This window comes from Marisediminitalea sp. (assembly GCF_984433645.1).
Window position 1 is genome coordinate 1 of the sequence record NZ_CFIDRX010000116.1, and the last position, 14037, is coordinate 14037.

General features: G+C 50.3%; 13 protein-coding genes. 3 read left to right on the forward strand and 10 right to left on the reverse strand.

The genetic code is table 11. The features are described from left to right. On the reverse strand, positions 1 to 543 hold a 543-nt coding region (locus AC4MRN_RS14200), incomplete at its 3' end, for an alcohol dehydrogenase catalytic domain-containing protein (protein WP_491203628.1). A 12-nt stretch (positions 544 to 555) separates the two neighbouring features. Next, complete coding sequence (locus tag AC4MRN_RS14205; RefSeq protein WP_491203629.1) at positions 556 to 993, reverse strand: GNAT family N-acetyltransferase; 438 nt, start codon at positions 991 to 993, stop codon at positions 556 to 558. Between the two features lie 149 nt (positions 994 to 1142). On the opposite strand from AC4MRN_RS14205, the gene AC4MRN_RS14210 reads away from it, so the two are divergent. Further along, the gene (locus AC4MRN_RS14210; RefSeq protein WP_370240666.1) at positions 1143 to 2330 is read left to right on the forward strand and encodes a class I SAM-dependent rRNA methyltransferase; all 1188 of its coding nucleotides are present in this window, start codon (positions 1143 to 1145) and stop codon (positions 2328 to 2330) included. A 29-nt stretch (positions 2331 to 2359) separates the two neighbouring features. On the opposite strand, the gene AC4MRN_RS14215 is transcribed toward AC4MRN_RS14210, so the two are convergent. The 7 genes from AC4MRN_RS14215 to AC4MRN_RS14245 form a co-directional block, all read right to left on the reverse strand. After that, positions 2360 to 2560, reverse strand: a complete 201-nt coding sequence (locus AC4MRN_RS14215) for a DUF2061 domain-containing protein (protein ID WP_155015048.1) — start codon at positions 2558 to 2560, stop codon at positions 2360 to 2362. Between the two features lie 114 nt (positions 2561 to 2674). Next, positions 2675 to 2977, reverse strand: a complete 303-nt coding sequence (locus tag AC4MRN_RS14220) for a PilZ domain-containing protein (protein WP_073324865.1) — start codon at positions 2975 to 2977, stop codon at positions 2675 to 2677. A gap of 115 nt (positions 2978 to 3092) precedes the next feature. After that, positions 3093 to 6989 carry an ATP-dependent RNA helicase HrpA gene (hrpA, locus tag AC4MRN_RS14225; protein ID WP_491203630.1) on the reverse strand — a complete coding sequence of 1299 codons (3897 nt, stop codon included), beginning with the start codon at positions 6987 to 6989 and terminating at the stop codon, positions 3093 to 3095. Positions 6990 to 7228: 239 nt separating this feature from the next. After that, complete coding sequence (locus tag AC4MRN_RS14230; protein WP_155015050.1) at positions 7229 to 7648, reverse strand: CBS domain-containing protein; 420 nt, start codon at positions 7646 to 7648, stop codon at positions 7229 to 7231. 242 nt (positions 7649 to 7890) lie between these two features. After that, positions 7891 to 8358 carry a flavodoxin family protein gene (locus AC4MRN_RS14235; protein ID WP_073324764.1) on the reverse strand — a complete coding sequence of 156 codons (468 nt, stop codon included), beginning with the start codon at positions 8356 to 8358 and terminating at the stop codon, positions 7891 to 7893. 60 nt (positions 8359 to 8418) lie between these two features. Then, positions 8419 to 8775 carry a hypothetical protein gene (locus AC4MRN_RS14240; RefSeq protein ID WP_155015051.1) on the reverse strand — a complete coding sequence of 119 codons (357 nt, stop codon included), beginning with the start codon at positions 8773 to 8775 and terminating at the stop codon, positions 8419 to 8421. Positions 8776 to 8841: 66 nt separating this feature from the next. Beyond that, the gene (locus tag AC4MRN_RS14245) at positions 8842 to 9849 is read right to left on the reverse strand and encodes an isoaspartyl peptidase/L-asparaginase family protein (protein WP_155015052.1); all 1008 of its coding nucleotides are present in this window, start codon (positions 9847 to 9849) and stop codon (positions 8842 to 8844) included. 279 nt (positions 9850 to 10128) lie between these two features. Between AC4MRN_RS14245 and sbcB the strand changes: the two genes are divergently transcribed. Continuing rightward, positions 10129 to 11568, forward strand: coding sequence for an exodeoxyribonuclease I (gene sbcB, locus AC4MRN_RS14250; protein ID WP_491203631.1), 1440 nt, complete (start codon positions 10129 to 10131; stop codon positions 11566 to 11568). Between the two features lie 174 nt (positions 11569 to 11742). Then, on the forward strand, positions 11743 to 13398 hold the full coding sequence (locus AC4MRN_RS14255; protein WP_490403721.1) for a flagellar assembly protein A: 1656 nt from the start codon (positions 11743 to 11745) through the stop codon (positions 13396 to 13398). Between the two features lie 33 nt (positions 13399 to 13431). Here the strand turns inward: AC4MRN_RS14255 and AC4MRN_RS14260 are convergent. Continuing rightward, a partial coding sequence (locus AC4MRN_RS14260; RefSeq protein WP_491203632.1) for a GGDEF domain-containing protein occupies positions 13432 to 14037 on the reverse strand: 606 nt, incomplete at its 5' end.

Consider the following 14037-nt stretch of genomic DNA (forward strand, 5'->3'; position numbering starts at 1 on the left):
CAGTTTTTCGGCCGAGGACGCGGTTACAGCCGTTTCCACGCCCCAAAAACGACAAAGCTGTGTTGCTGCTATGCCCACTCCACTGGCGCCTGCGTGGATCAACGCTTTTTGCCCATGCTGCAATTTCGCAATGCTGTGCATTGCCTGAAAGGCAGTTAAAAAGACTTCTGCGAGCCCGGCGCCTTCTGCATCACTGAGATTGTCGGGCACACGCAAAAGGTGCGAGGCTTCGATGGCAATATATTGCGCATATCCGCCGCCTGCGACTATGGCACAAACCCGTTCTCCGGGTTGCCATCCGGTAACCTGTTCGCCAAGGCTGACAATCGACCCACAAACCTCAAGTCCTAAAATGTCACTCTCTCCCGGCGGGGGTGGATAATGGCCGGCACGTTGTAATAAATCGGCCCGGTTTACACCAAACGCAGTCACCTTTACCAGCACTTGTGTCGCGCTGATTTCTGGTATTCGGCATTGCGCTATGTGTAGCGCTGCGTCGGGGTGTTGCTCATCTATAGCGAGGTATTGCATGTTGCTATTCATGGATAAGTTACCTTACTGATAAATATCAGGCCGGTGTATTTGCATAAGCGGCGTTGCATCTGACACGGATTCAAAACCGAACTGTCGATATAAACTGTGGGCGTCTTTAGTGGCCAGCATAAACCGTCGCAAACCCTGTAGCTCTGGCATTGTCATTATGGTTTCGAGCATGCGCTTGCTGAGTCCCTGCCCTCGGTATTCAGGTAATACAAACACATCAGATAAATAACCGAATGTCGCTTTATCTGTTATTACCCTGGCAAAAGCGACTTGCTTGTCGCCCTGCATAATCCCAACACAAACGGAGTTTTCCAGCGCCGTTCGCATTGTTTCAACCGGTATACCTTTGGCCCAGTAAGTTTGCCCAATAAAGGCGTGTATTGCGTCAAAATCCATATGCTCAATGTGAGTAACCAGGGTAAAAGCAGATTGCGGTTGATTGTCGGACACATTCACTCCTTCTGTCCTTTAAATGCGCGCTGTTCAGGCCTGAGAATTGAACCTACCGGAATACTGCGGGTATCCTCAGGTTAACTGGACTTCCCATTGCCATCGCCAGTATACTGCGCGCCCATTATTGTTCGAAGAATGCCAAGCATATGTCTGCCAAAATCTATTTACAACCCGGTCGGGAAAAGTCTTTGTTGCGTCGTCACCCCTGGGTGTTTGAAGGGGCGGTTGCAACAGTGAAAGGCCGTTGCCGTATGGGTGACACCGTAGACGTATACAGTTCAGACGATAAATGGCTTGGGCGTGGCGCTTTCTCGCCTAATTCGCAGATCCGCGTGCGGATTTGGACCTTCGATAAAAACGAAAGCATCGATAATGCGTTTTTCTGTCGCCGTATCGAGTCTGCATGGCAACTGCGTCAGCAAATCATGGCGCGAGCCAGTTCTAACGCCTGTCGGCTGATTGCAGCTGAGTCTGATGGTTTGCCAGGTGTCACCATTGATCTATACAACGATGTTGCTGTGGTTCAGTTGCTCAGTGCAGGTGCAGATAAGCACCGAGATAAAATAGTCTGGGCCCTGCAACGCACATTGCCGCTGCGCGCGATATTCGAGCGCAGCGATGTTGACGTGAGGCATAAAGAAGGTCTGGAGCCTTTGGTACAACCCTTATGGGGTGACGTACCACAGACCGTGGATATTGAAGAACACGGCGTGACGATCCGGGTAGATTTGCACACCGGACACAAAACTGGCTTTTACCTGGACCAACGCGAAAACCGCTTTGCCGCCAGCCGCTATGCAGAAAACGCCAATGTGCTGAATTGCTTTAGCTACACCGGAACCTTTGCCTGTTACGCCCTGCGCGGCGGTGCTTCTCACGTCACCAATGTTGATGTGTCTCAGCCTGCTCTTGATATGGCTGCCACTCATGCAGAGCTGAATGGATTTACCGACCAGCAATGCAGTCAGGTTAAAGGCGATGTCTTTGAAGTCCTGCGACAGTACCACAAGGACGGCACCCAATTTGATATGGTCATTCTGGATCCGCCAAAATTTGTCGACAGCAAAGCGTCGTTGAAGCGCGCTTGTCGTGGCTACAAAGACATTAATATGTATGGGATTCATGCAGTAAAACCCGGCGGCATACTGCTCACCTTCAGCTGCTCTGGTTTAATGCCAGCGGATCTGTTCCAAAAGGTCGTGGCCGATGCCGCCTTAGATGCAGGTCGACAGGTACGCATTTTGGAACATCTGTCGCAAGCACCCGACCACCCCATCTCTACAAACTATCCGGAAGGCTATTACCTTAAAGGCCTGGTTTGTCAGGTAGAATGAGTCCAGGTAAACCGATTACCTCGTACAAGCTACGCGGCCAGTGAATACGACTGGCCGTGCGCTGGCTTGAGTTTTTGCCAGACTTTCTCGTGGAAATAAAACGCGACGGTGTTAATAGCAGGCTCGACCAGGGCGACCGCACCACCCACCACCAGGCTACCGGTTAACAGATACGCCACAGTAAATGCGACACTGAAATGCATAATGGCAAACGTAATTGTTTTCAACATAACAAACTCCTCACTTGATAATGAGAAGTATTGCTAATTGAAGAAATGAATTAAAACCAGTTTTTTCGATTCACGTAATGGAACAAACCGATTCGACGCGACCGCGCCGCCGGGTTATTTCATTTCTGAGATTTCGACACCAATCACACAACTGCTGTCAGACTCTGCAACGCAGCGAACGACTTTGGCAACGGCGGATAAGGAAGGTATTTGTGAACTGGTTGAGTCAATGCTGATGCTGACTTCAGTACCGATTTCAATAGAAGGTTCATCTACTTCCAGTGACATACCCGTCGCACTGATATCTTTACATACCGCTTGCAACGAGCGACTGGATTCGTCGTCGATGATTTGCACCTGACAAGGAGAATTCACCATCATCCTGAAAAAATTTCGCTTGTCGTCGTATCCTAACATGTTTACTTCTCCTGTGACTGCTACCACTATTTCAATAGGGCCCGCCATAGGTGAACCCCCTCACATGTTATTGGTTATAGGGCGACATTATTCGCTTGTCAATGTTATTTCCCGTTTAAAACTGCTCAAGCTGGTTTTCAATGCGTTTTGCAGAAATCGGGTACGCTGTGCCCAGTTGCTGAGCAAACAAGGATACCCGCAGTTCTTCAATCATCCAGCGAATAGCAAGTAAGTCTTCTGGCACTTTGTGTTTCGGGTATTTAGCCAGTGTACTTTGATAACTGCTTTCTACTTTGTCGATGGTGATCTGCTGGATTCGGTCCCGGTTAGGATCAACCGGCAGTTTTTCCAGCCGACGGGCAAGTGCTTTCAGGAACCGGTTCCAGTCATCCAAACGCTGACTGCCAAATTCCGCCACGAAGCCTGGGAAGACCAGCGTAGCTAAGTGCGCTTTGATGTGGCTTAACCCACTCACCATATCGAACGACACCTTGCCTTTCATCTTCTTCTGACACTCATGCGCCAGCGTTAAACCTGATTCAACCTGCTGGGCAATCACCAGCACTTCATCATTGATATTCGCTCTGACAAAATCGAGACACGCCTCAAACTGCGTTTTGTCTCGCACCGGACTGCCAGACTGCGACTGGAAGCGCCGGCTCAGCGCATCGATGCCCGCCAGAATACAGTCGTCAATCAAGGCTTTTATTTGCCCAAAGGGGTTAAAGTACAAACCCAGTTTGGCTTTATTCGGCAGCTTTTGTTCCAGGTAGCTCACCGGCGAAGGCATGTTGACCATCAGTAGCCGGTTTAACCCTTGCTGGTGCATGGATGCGGCCTGTTCGGCCTCTGGTACCAGTTCAATATCAACGCGTTTGCCTTTCACCACCAGCGCGGGATAAGCCTGCACTTCAAACCCGCCGTGTTTCTGAGTAAAGCTCTCAGGTAAGGCATCAAAGTCCCAAGTGGTAATGTCTTTCCGCTCTAACTCAGGCGTGGCGGCTTTTTCAAAAGTTTGTTTCACCTTCCCCTGCAGCGTGTGCTTCAACGCGTCCAGATCATCGCCACGGGCGAGCACCTTGTGGTCTGCATCCACCACTTCAAAATGCATGATCAGGTGCTTGTCGAGCTGGTCCAGTTGCCAGTCTTCGGGTTCAACAGTGACCCCGGTCATACGCAATAATTTTTGCGAAATGGCTTCTAATAAAGGAATCGGCCGACCGGATTTTTCCTCGGTATTTTTTATGTCCGACAAGCAGGCTTCCGCGTAGTTGGGTGCCGGCACGAAGTTACGTCGCAGTCGCTTAGGTAAACTCTTGATAAGCTGAACCACCAGCTCGTGCCGCAGGCCCGGCACCTGCCAGTCAAAGCCGTCGGCTGATACCTGGTTCAACAGTGGCAGAGGTATGGTAACAGTAACCCCGTCATCAACTGCGTTAGGCTCGAAGTGATACCGCAGCGGCAGCGACAAATTGCCCTGAAGCCAGCTATCCGGAAACGCATTAGCCAGACCGGTGCCCGGCTGCTGCAAAAACACGTCGTCTTCCGTGAATCGCAATGAGGCCAGCGCTTCTTTCTGCTTGGCCCACTTTTTAAACGCCGCTTCGCTGTTAACTGATACCGGCAGTTTTTGGGCATAAAAGTCCACCAGTTGCTGTTCATCAACCATCAGGTCGCGACGCCGGGTTTTCTGTTCCCAGTCATCGGCCAGTTGCAACATGGCCTGATTGTCTTCCAGCACGTCATACCGCAAGCGGGTATCGCCATTAACCAGTGCTTCCCGAATGAATAACTGATGACACACAGGCGGGTCTATCTGACTATAAGTAACAAACCGCTGTGCAACTATCGGCAAGCCAAATAGGGTGACCTTCTCACTAGCTGTCACTGCACCGCGCTTTTTAGACCAGTGCGGCTCCGAGTAATTTTGCTTCACCAAATGACCAGCCAGACGTTCTATCCACGCAGGGTCAATTTTCGCCACCATGCGGGCGAACAGTTTAGAGGTTTCAACCAGCTCTGCCGCCACTACCCATTTCGGATTGGCTTTGGCCAGTCCTGAGCCGGGGAATATCATGAATTTAGTGTTGCGGGCGCCGAGGTATTCGCGCTCTTTGTCTTTCATACCTATATGAGACAACAGACCGGTACACAGAGCCTGGTGGATCGCAGCATAATCAGCAGGCTGTTGAGTAATGCGCAAATTTAATTCTGCAACCGACTTTCGCAGTTGGCTAACGATATCCTGCCACTCGCGCATACGCAGGTAATTTATAAAGTTAGCCTGACACCATTTGCGCAATTGATTGTTCGACAGCTCGTTTTGTTTTTCCCGAAACGCCTGCCACAAATTCCACAAGGCAATAAAGTCAGAGTCTTTGTCGGCGAACTCGGCATGTTTTTCATCTGCCTGGGCACGCTTTTCCTGTGGTCGCTCACGCGGGTCCTGAATCGTCAGTCCCGCGGAGATAACAATGACCTCCATCAGGCAGTTAAGCTCACCTGCTGCGACCACCATTCGGGCATAACGTGGATCAACCGGCAAGCGGGATATCTGCCTGCCAAGTTGAGTAAGCCCCGCTTTTCCTTTGCGCCGGTCAATCGCCTGAATTTCTTCCAGCAGACGGAAGCCGTCGTTGATTTGCCGGCTGTCAGGCGGCTGTACAAAGTCGAAACTCGCGATATCGCCTAATCCCAGTGTCAGCATTTGCAAAATAACCGACGCTAAGTTGGTACGCAGAATTTCCGGATCGGTAAACGCCGGACGGTTTAAATAATCGTCCTCACTGTAAAGTCGAATACAGATCCCTTCTGACACACGGCCGCATCGCCCTGCCCGCTGGTTCGCCGACGCCTGAGACACCGGCTCAATGGGCAAGCGCTGTACTTTGCTGCGCGGGCTATAACGGGAAATCCGGGCCGTGCCGGGATCAATGACATACTTAATGCCCTGCACAGTTAGCGAGGTCTCCGCCACGTTGGTAGACAACACAATACGGCGCCCGCCATGGGGCTGGAATATGCGTTGTTGCTCTGAGGCCGACAAACGCGCATAAAGGGGAATAATTTCAGTATTGCGGTATTGCTGTTTACTGAGGGCATCCTGGGTATCGCGAATTTCGCGCTCCCCGCTCAGGAATACCAGTATGTCACCACGAGGCTCGCGCATCAGTTCATCTACGGCATGGATAATGCGATCAACCTGGTCCTGATCGTCTTCGGCGTCTTCCGGGTCGTGATACCGAATTTCTACCGGGAATGTGCGGCCACTGACTTCAATAATGGGCGCGTCGTTGAAGTAACGGGAAAAGCGCTCCGGGTCTATGGTCGCAGATGTGACAATGACTTTCAGCTCGGGCCGCTTCGCCAGTAGCTGTTTCAGATAACCAATTAAAAAGTCGATGTTCAGGCTGCGTTCGTGCGCCTCATCAATAATAATAGTGTCGTATTCATTTAAAAAGCGGTCTTGCTGCATTTCAGCCAGCAACATACCGTCGGTCATGAGCTTGACCAGGGTGCTGTCGCTGACCTGATCAGAAAAGCGGATTTTAAAGCCGACTTTTTCACCAATCTCAGTACCCAGCTCCTCTGCAATACGCGACGCTACGCTTCGAGCAGCAAGACGCCTTGGTTGCGTGTGCGCTATTTTGCCAGTAATTCCCCGTCCTAACTCCAAACATATTTTGGGGATCTGCGTGGTTTTACCCGACCCCGTCTCACCGGCAATAATGACCACCTGATTATCGGCAATAGCTTGCTTAATATCGTCTTTACGTTCGCTAACCGGCAGCGGCGGATAGTCTATTTGTGGAACCGCGGCCGCCCTGGCTTCACAACGCGCAATAGACGCATTGATCCTGTCTATCACCTTGGCAAGTTGCTGCTGGCTGGCCTCGTCATCGGCTTTTGTTTTTTGCAAACGCTGTAATTGACGACGAATGGGAAAGCGATCAGCAATAGCACATTGCGGTAACTGACTAAACAGCGCTTTGAACGGCGAGGGATTGGGCATAGTGGGCTGCGTATGACTCTGAACTACAAAAACACGGATCCTAGAAGAAGCGGCCGGCTTTTTCTAGCCTTTTCGGGTATTTTGCCACACATTGCCATGAGCCGCAGCGAACGTCTTGCCAATGCAAGACGGAACAGAGTACAACCAGCGCAAACACAATTACGCTGGGCTTCTGTTAGCAATAACGCTGGCTAAGACGCAAACCCGCCAGTCAGGACCAGCGAAGTTCGGCATTTTAATCAGGCGGTTTTCGGGTATTCGGCGTGGAGCTGTTTGTCGATTGCAGCCAGAATCTGAGAACGACTGATACAACCCACCAGTAACCCGTCAGCATCTACAACCGGGTACATCTTGGGCTTTTCGATCAGTAACTTTTCTGCCACTTCTAAAATCGACATGGTGTCAGACACTGTCATCACCGGCGAGTGCATAATCTCGCCTACGCGACACACCTGCTCCCGATAGTAGGTCGACTCAACCATGGCTTTAATACAATCCTGCTCAGACAGAAATCCGCAAAGCTTACCCGCTTCATCCAAAACCGGGCCACCAGACTGCTGTCGCTGTAGCAGTCGTTCGACGGCTTCTGCAACGGGCATATTTTTGGTGAGTTTAACGGGGTGATGGTTCATATAATCACAAACCTGCAACGATTCCATTTTTCCTCCTGCACAGCGGTGGCCAACACAGGCCGGTACTGCATAGTTGTTGTTATCCTGAGGGTGTTAGCACGGACATCTCAACACGTAACAACAGCCTCTAGCGCTTGGGACATGGGCCCTGATAAAAAGTGAATGCCAGAAACTCTTATAACTTAAGCGTAGCGTAGTTTTGGGAAAACCGCATAAAATATAGTGCAATAGGATCAGGCGAACCGTCAGGCAGTTAAAACGTTAGCGAATCAAATAATCCCGGCTTCCAGACTGGCTGCCATTGTGAGTCCGAGCGCCTCACACTCTGCTAAAAACGCAGTCTTGAATTCGCCCTTACAAATGAGTGGGGCTTGCACCAGCTTCCAGCGCAGTCCGGTGGTAACCGACGTAATAGCGCGGAGCGTCCCTGTACCATCCTGACCAGCCCGAATATAGAAACTAAACGGCATGGCCTGAGTATGTTCAAGACAAGGGTAGTAGCAACGGTCAAACAGGTCTTTTGTTAAGCCCGCCATGTAGCCCAGGTTTTCAGTCGTCCCAATAATAACAGCCTGGGCCTTGCAGATATCCTCAGGTTGCACAGCCGCAGGCGCTGCAACCACTACGTTGATATTGTTGATGTCGGGATGACAGGCACCACGTTCAACCGCTTCTGCCATTTGACGGGTATTGTCGGAAGGGGCATGTGCAATAATTAACAGGGTTTTAGTCGGCATTTGTGACTCGTTATGGCATAACTGGTTTAGCGACTACTCTACCCGGCCCACATCCATGACTCAATGCAGCAGGTCCAGACTGTCGGCGTCTTCCTTGCAGAAAAGTAACTGGCATTGGTGCAAAGCAAGCGCTTCCTGAAAATGTGCTTGATAATGCAAATAATCAGTCTCGAGAACGCAGCATACCGCTTTGATGTCGTGACGCTTAACCAAAGCCAGGAGTTCGTTTTCATAGCGAAGTTCACCGCCTAGCATGGTTGTTTTGTGGTGCCAGGGAGCCTGATTAATAAAAAAGCGTACGACGTAACGCTGACCTGCTGTTAATGAACTCCCTAACTGAAAAGACAAGTAATCTGTGCCGACGATGATGATCGGGACCGGCACCGGTTTAAATAGGGAAAACAGACGTTTAAGCATAGACAACAATGGTATTTATCTGCATGTGGCAGGCAGTATTAACTGAATACTACCCGCCAACGCAAATTATTCGTTAATCCACTGCTGATAAATGCCGACTTTAAGATTCCCCTGAGTATCGATTTGCGCACGATACATGCCGGCAGTATTGAACACGGCAGCGATGTTGCCCTTTGCATCGACGGCAATAATACCGCCATCGCCTTCGGCTTTAACCAGTACATCATTGATAACGGTATTCGCAGCGTCGGCCAGCGTATCATTACGGTATTTCATTCGGCTACAAATATCAGCGGCAACGTGATAACGAATAAAATACTCGCCGTGTCCGGTGGCAGAAACAGCACAGCTTTCGTTATCTGCATAGGTGCCAGCGCCAATAACCGGTGAGTCACCAATGCGGCCAAATCGCTTCGCGGTCATGCCGCCGGTTGAGGTGCCCGCAACCAGGTTGCCATATTGGTCGAGCACTACTGCGCCAACGGTACCAAAGCGCTCGTTACCCTGTTGTCCACCATAAGGCACATTCGCGTTAAGGATCCGCTCTTTTGCTTTGAGCAAGGCTTTGTAACGTCGCTCTGTATTGAACAAAGTGTTTTTGACCGGTTTCATACCAATCGATTCGGCAAATGCTTCAGCCCCTTTACCGCTGAGCATCACGTGGGGCGACTGTTCCATCACCGCCAGTGCGGCGGCTATTGGACTGCGGATGGTCTTCACCCCGGCGACCGCCCCGGCATTCAGCGTGCCACCGTGCATAATAGATGCGTCCAGCTCGTGTTGACCTTCAAAGGTGTAAACGGCGCCAATGCCCGCGTTAAATAGCGGTGACGTTTCCATAACCTGAATGGCGGCCACGACCGCTTCTTCGCCCTTCGCACCGTCTTTCAGTAGCTTATAGCCGGTTTGCACGGCTTCCTGCAGTGCAGCCACATAAGCGGCTTCGCGTTCTGGCGTCATATTGGCTTTTAAAATTGTGCCGGCACCACCGTGGATGACAATGGCAACATCCTGCGCCCAGCCTGGTGCGATTAACCCACAGCAGAACAAAGCAGTGTAAATACGTTTCAGCATTTTCTTGAATACTCCCTACGGAAATGTTTTATTCACTCTACGGGTTTCCCGGGATGCTGACCAGAGCCAATGGCCGGCTTTTTGCGGCATTCGTCGAAACTGCTGCTGTTAGGTATCTCATTCTTTATTCAAGGCACTTGGGCACGCTGAATGCGCGTGTTAGTATCCACCCTATTGCCCACTGGCTACGTAGCCACGCACCGCGTGCCGTTTAGTGCTACAAAAGCTCAGTGGCTTCCTGAATACCGCATTAGCAAACAATAAAAAGTACAATTCATCATGAGTCAACACAGTCCGGCCAGCTTTCTCTGGCACGATTACGAAACCTGGGGTGTCAGCCCACAAAAAGACATGCCCAGCCAGTTTGCGGCTATTCGCACCGACGCAGATCTGAATGAAATTGGCAAGCCCATCAATATTCTTTGCCAGATTGCTAATGACTATTTACCACAGCCACAGGCTGCACTGGTAACGGGATTAACGCCGCAACACACGCTGCGCGATGGGATGAATGAAGCTGACTTTGCCGCTAAAATTCATCAGGTAATGTCGGAACCCGGTACCTGTGTTGTAGGCTACAACAGCATTCGATTCGACGATGAAGTGTCCCGCTATTTGTTTTATCGTAATTTCTACGATCCCTACGCAAGGGAATGGCAAAACGGCAATAGCCGTTGGGATATCATTGATCTGGTGCGTGCCTGTTATGCCCTGCGCCCGGAAGGCATTGAATGGCCAATGCGAGACGACGGCTCTCCCAGTTTTAAGCTGGAGTTATTAACCGCGGCCAATGGCATCGATCACGGCCATGCTCATGACGCGTTGTCTGATGTACGCGCCACTATCGCGCTGGCCAAACTGATTAAAGACAAACAGCCTAAACTATTTGATTACGCGCTTTCACTGCGCCAGAAAGCCCAGGTATCACGACAAATTAATCTCCAGCAACTCACGCCTCTGGTTCACGTATCGTCAAAAATCCCGGCTAGTCAGGGTTGCTGTACCTGGATCCTCCCGGTTGCTCAGCACCCGACAAACCCCAATGCCGTGATTGCTGTCGACTTACAGTCAGATCCGTCACCGCTGTTGTCATTAGACACAGAAGCGCTCAGAGAGCGTCTGTACCGCAAACGCGAGGAGATGCAGGACGACGAGCCCCGCCCGGGCATCAAACTCATTCACATTAACCGCTCGCCGTTTATTACCACGGCCAAGGCCGTATCCGAAGAAAACGCAGAGCGTTTGGGCATTAACCGGGAACAGTGTCTGGCAAACTATAAACAATTGGTGGCTGACACCAGTTGGATTCAGAAGCTAACGGATTTGTATAACACCGAGCTCGATGAACAAGAGCTCGACCCGGACCATGCCTTGTATAGTGGCGGCTTTTTAACGAGGGAAGAGAAAAACTGGTGTGATGATGTACGTACTTCGTCTCCCGAACAGCTCACCAGCCTGGCAAACAAAACGCAGAACCCGACGCTGAAATCGTTGCTATTTCGCTACCGGGCGAGAAACTACCCTAATACCCTCACCTTTGAAGAAAGTCAGAAATGGCAGCGTCATCGTCAGTTCCGCTTAACGGACCCAACCTCTCCTGCGAGCATTACGCTAGAGCAGTATTTATTTACGCTTGAGCAATTGGCAGAACAACACGCCGACAATGCCGAGCACAAAGCAATACTAAAAGCGCTGTATGCTTACGCACAAAACTTGTGATTTTTTCCGGATTAGTGCATCTTTAGTCTAAATCGCATTCAACTTTAGTATGCATTTAACCTGTAGCAGGTTCTCCTCACCGAGAACTTGCGGCACATCTGACCCATGTGTACTCAATAATAATAAAACGTGTCGTTTACCAAGCGCTCAATACAGGACAGGAAGTAAATCACTATGAAAGGCGTTCAATTTTCGTTTGATGATAATCGTAACAACGTTACGCTTTCTATTGCCCCCGACCAGCTTGAACAAGAGCTCAGTGCACAAGCCGTGTATGACGCCCTTTGTGAACAAGGTTTCGACGAGGTGTATTTGTCCCAGTCGGCGATAAAAGCAACCTGCGACAAAGCTAACCACTTTTTCAAAACGAAAGACAAAACCAGCGTCATGGAACAGGTTGGTGAGCGTCGCCACTGTGAAGTTGAGTTTCGTATCAGCGAAGACAACATGACAGGATATGCCATTCTCACTGCGCCTCATGGCGGTCAGATCCCCGACACAGCCCAAGTGATCAGGCTTGCTCAAAAAGCCAATATTCGCCGAGGCCTGGGGAAGAAACGGGTAAAAGCGCTGCTTGAACAATTATCAGAAGCAGAGCCGGGCAAACGTATTGAAGGCCTTATAGCCAAAGGGCTTCCCCCTCGTGACGGCCGCTCTTCGAGACAGCGTCCACTGGTCCCCAATGCATTAGATCGGGTGTTGCGCCCTCAACAGTCAAATGAAAAGAAAGTCGATATGCGCAACCTGGGCGAAATCGTGTGTGTGAAAGCGCACGCCGAGGTTATGCGACGTGAGCCTCCGACCAAAGGCCGCAGTGGTTTTGATGTGCGGGGCAACACGCTGGTTTCCAAAGAAGGTGAATGGCAGCCTATCAAACTGGGTAATGGCACGGCTATCAGTGATCACGACGAAAACCTGGTGGTGTCCACCATTGCGGGTATGCCGAAGTACATGGATCTCATCATGCAGGTTGATGATACGTTTATTTGCCCGGGCGTGAACGTGGGAACCGGTCATGTAACTTACGAAGGTTCGGTTTTGGTTAATGGTGATGTAACAGAAAAAATGATCATCAAAGCCAAAGGTGACGTCACCGTAAACGGCTTTGCTGAGTCTGCAACTATTGAGGCCGGTGGCGATATTATTATTACCGAAGGCGCCATGGGCAAACAGCAGGACGTGATGCGCGAGTATACCTGTCAGCTAAAAGCCGGTGGCAGTATTTATATCCAGCACGGTCAGGGTGTCGATATTGTGTGTAATGGTAGCCTGAACGTGGGACGCCAGCTTGCACATTGCCGTGTGAGTTCTGGTGGCGGCGTCACCATTGGTCGTCCGGAAAATCCTCAGGGCAACATTTTTGCCTGCGAGGTAAGTAGTCAGGGCCCGGTGATTGCGGGCACAGTTGGAGCAATATCAGGCAGTACGCTACGTATAGACTTTAGCCCTGGTTTTAACCAGCTTCAGGCGCGCAAAGACTTTTTTGAAGATTTGCTGAAGCAGATTCGCACAAACGCCACCCGCCACAAAGAAAAGATGGATATTATTAACAATCGCGTCGTACCTAAATCATTGCTGGCTAAAGTGTCTGAAGCAAAAGAACTGCTACGCAATGAAACTACCCTGCTTTCGTGGATGGAGAGTAAGTCGGTGCAATTACTGGAAGCAAAGCAACACTACCAGGAATCCGCGCGTTTGATTGCCACCAAAAAGCTGTATTCAGGGGTATCGGTAAAACTGAATAACCGAAACTGGCGTTCCGAGCGTGAATATGAACGAGCCAAAGTGAGTTATGACATGCACCAATGGAAATATGAACCCATGGTTTAAACCAAAGGGGCTGAGGCCCTTTTTTGTTGTTATTCAGGTTTCCGCAATCATGACTTTGCCACCGTGTTGACGGCGTGCCAGATACAATGCCTGACTCGCTCGCTCATACCAGTCAGCGAACGTTTCACCTTCTTGCAACGCAGCCAGTCCAATCGAGAATGGTAAATCGCGAATATCTTCTCTTTGGTGCGTTTCAACCGCCTCTTTTAGCCGGTCAGCCAGGATCTTAGATGCAGAAATGGGGGTTTGTGGGCACAGTATAATGATTTGTTCAGAGCTCCAACGACCCGCAATATCCACTTCCCGAACACACGACAAGCAAATTTTTGCCAACTCTTTGATGCCATCTTCATTGATAACCGGCTTGCTGTTTATCTGTCTGGCTGACTGACTGGTAAAGTCGAATAAAATCAGACTGGCGGCAGTATGAAAACGATTAAAGCGCGAGACTTCATCTTCAGCTCGATGAAGCATGAAATTGCGGTTATACAAATTTGTCGATGTATCGTGAGACGATAAAAACTCCAGCATCCGGTTCTTTTCGAGTAAGACCGTCTGCAGGTTTTCCATTTCTTCTTGTTTCTGGCGCATTTCACTCTTGCAGCGCCGGATTAAGTTTTTACGCCAAATAAGTGTTGC

What these genes read in the sequence shown, in the direction of transcription:
- AC4MRN_RS14210 (WP_370240666.1), top strand. Translation starts at nt 1,143, where the DNA reads ATGTCTGCCAAAATCTATTTACAACCCGGTCGGGAAAAGTCTTTGTTG.
- AC4MRN_RS14240 (WP_155015051.1), bottom strand. Translation starts at nt 8,775, where the DNA reads ATGCTTAAACGTCTGTTTTCCCTATTTAAACCGGTGCCGGTCCCGATC.
- AC4MRN_RS14215 (WP_155015048.1), bottom strand. Translation starts at nt 2,560, where the DNA reads ATGTTGAAAACAATTACGTTTGCCATTATGCATTTCAGTGTCGCATTT.
- AC4MRN_RS14255 (WP_490403721.1), top strand. Translation starts at nt 11,743, where the DNA reads ATGAAAGGCGTTCAATTTTCGTTTGATGATAATCGTAACAACGTTACG.
- AC4MRN_RS14245 (WP_155015052.1), bottom strand. Translation starts at nt 9,849, where the DNA reads ATGCTGAAACGTATTTACACTGCTTTGTTCTGCTGTGGGTTAATCGCA.
- AC4MRN_RS14235 (WP_073324764.1), bottom strand. Translation starts at nt 8,358, where the DNA reads ATGCCGACTAAAACCCTGTTAATTATTGCACATGCCCCTTCCGACAAT.
- AC4MRN_RS14220 (WP_073324865.1), bottom strand. Translation starts at nt 2,977, where the DNA reads ATGTTAGGATACGACGACAAGCGAAATTTTTTCAGGATGATGGTGAAT.
- hrpA (WP_491203630.1), bottom strand. Translation starts at nt 6,989, where the DNA reads ATGCCCAATCCCTCGCCGTTCAAAGCGCTGTTTAGTCAGTTACCGCAA.
- sbcB (WP_491203631.1), top strand. Translation starts at nt 10,129, where the DNA reads ATGAGTCAACACAGTCCGGCCAGCTTTCTCTGGCACGATTACGAAACC.
- AC4MRN_RS14230 (WP_155015050.1), bottom strand. Translation starts at nt 7,648, where the DNA reads ATGGAATCGTTGCAGGTTTGTGATTATATGAACCATCACCCCGTTAAA.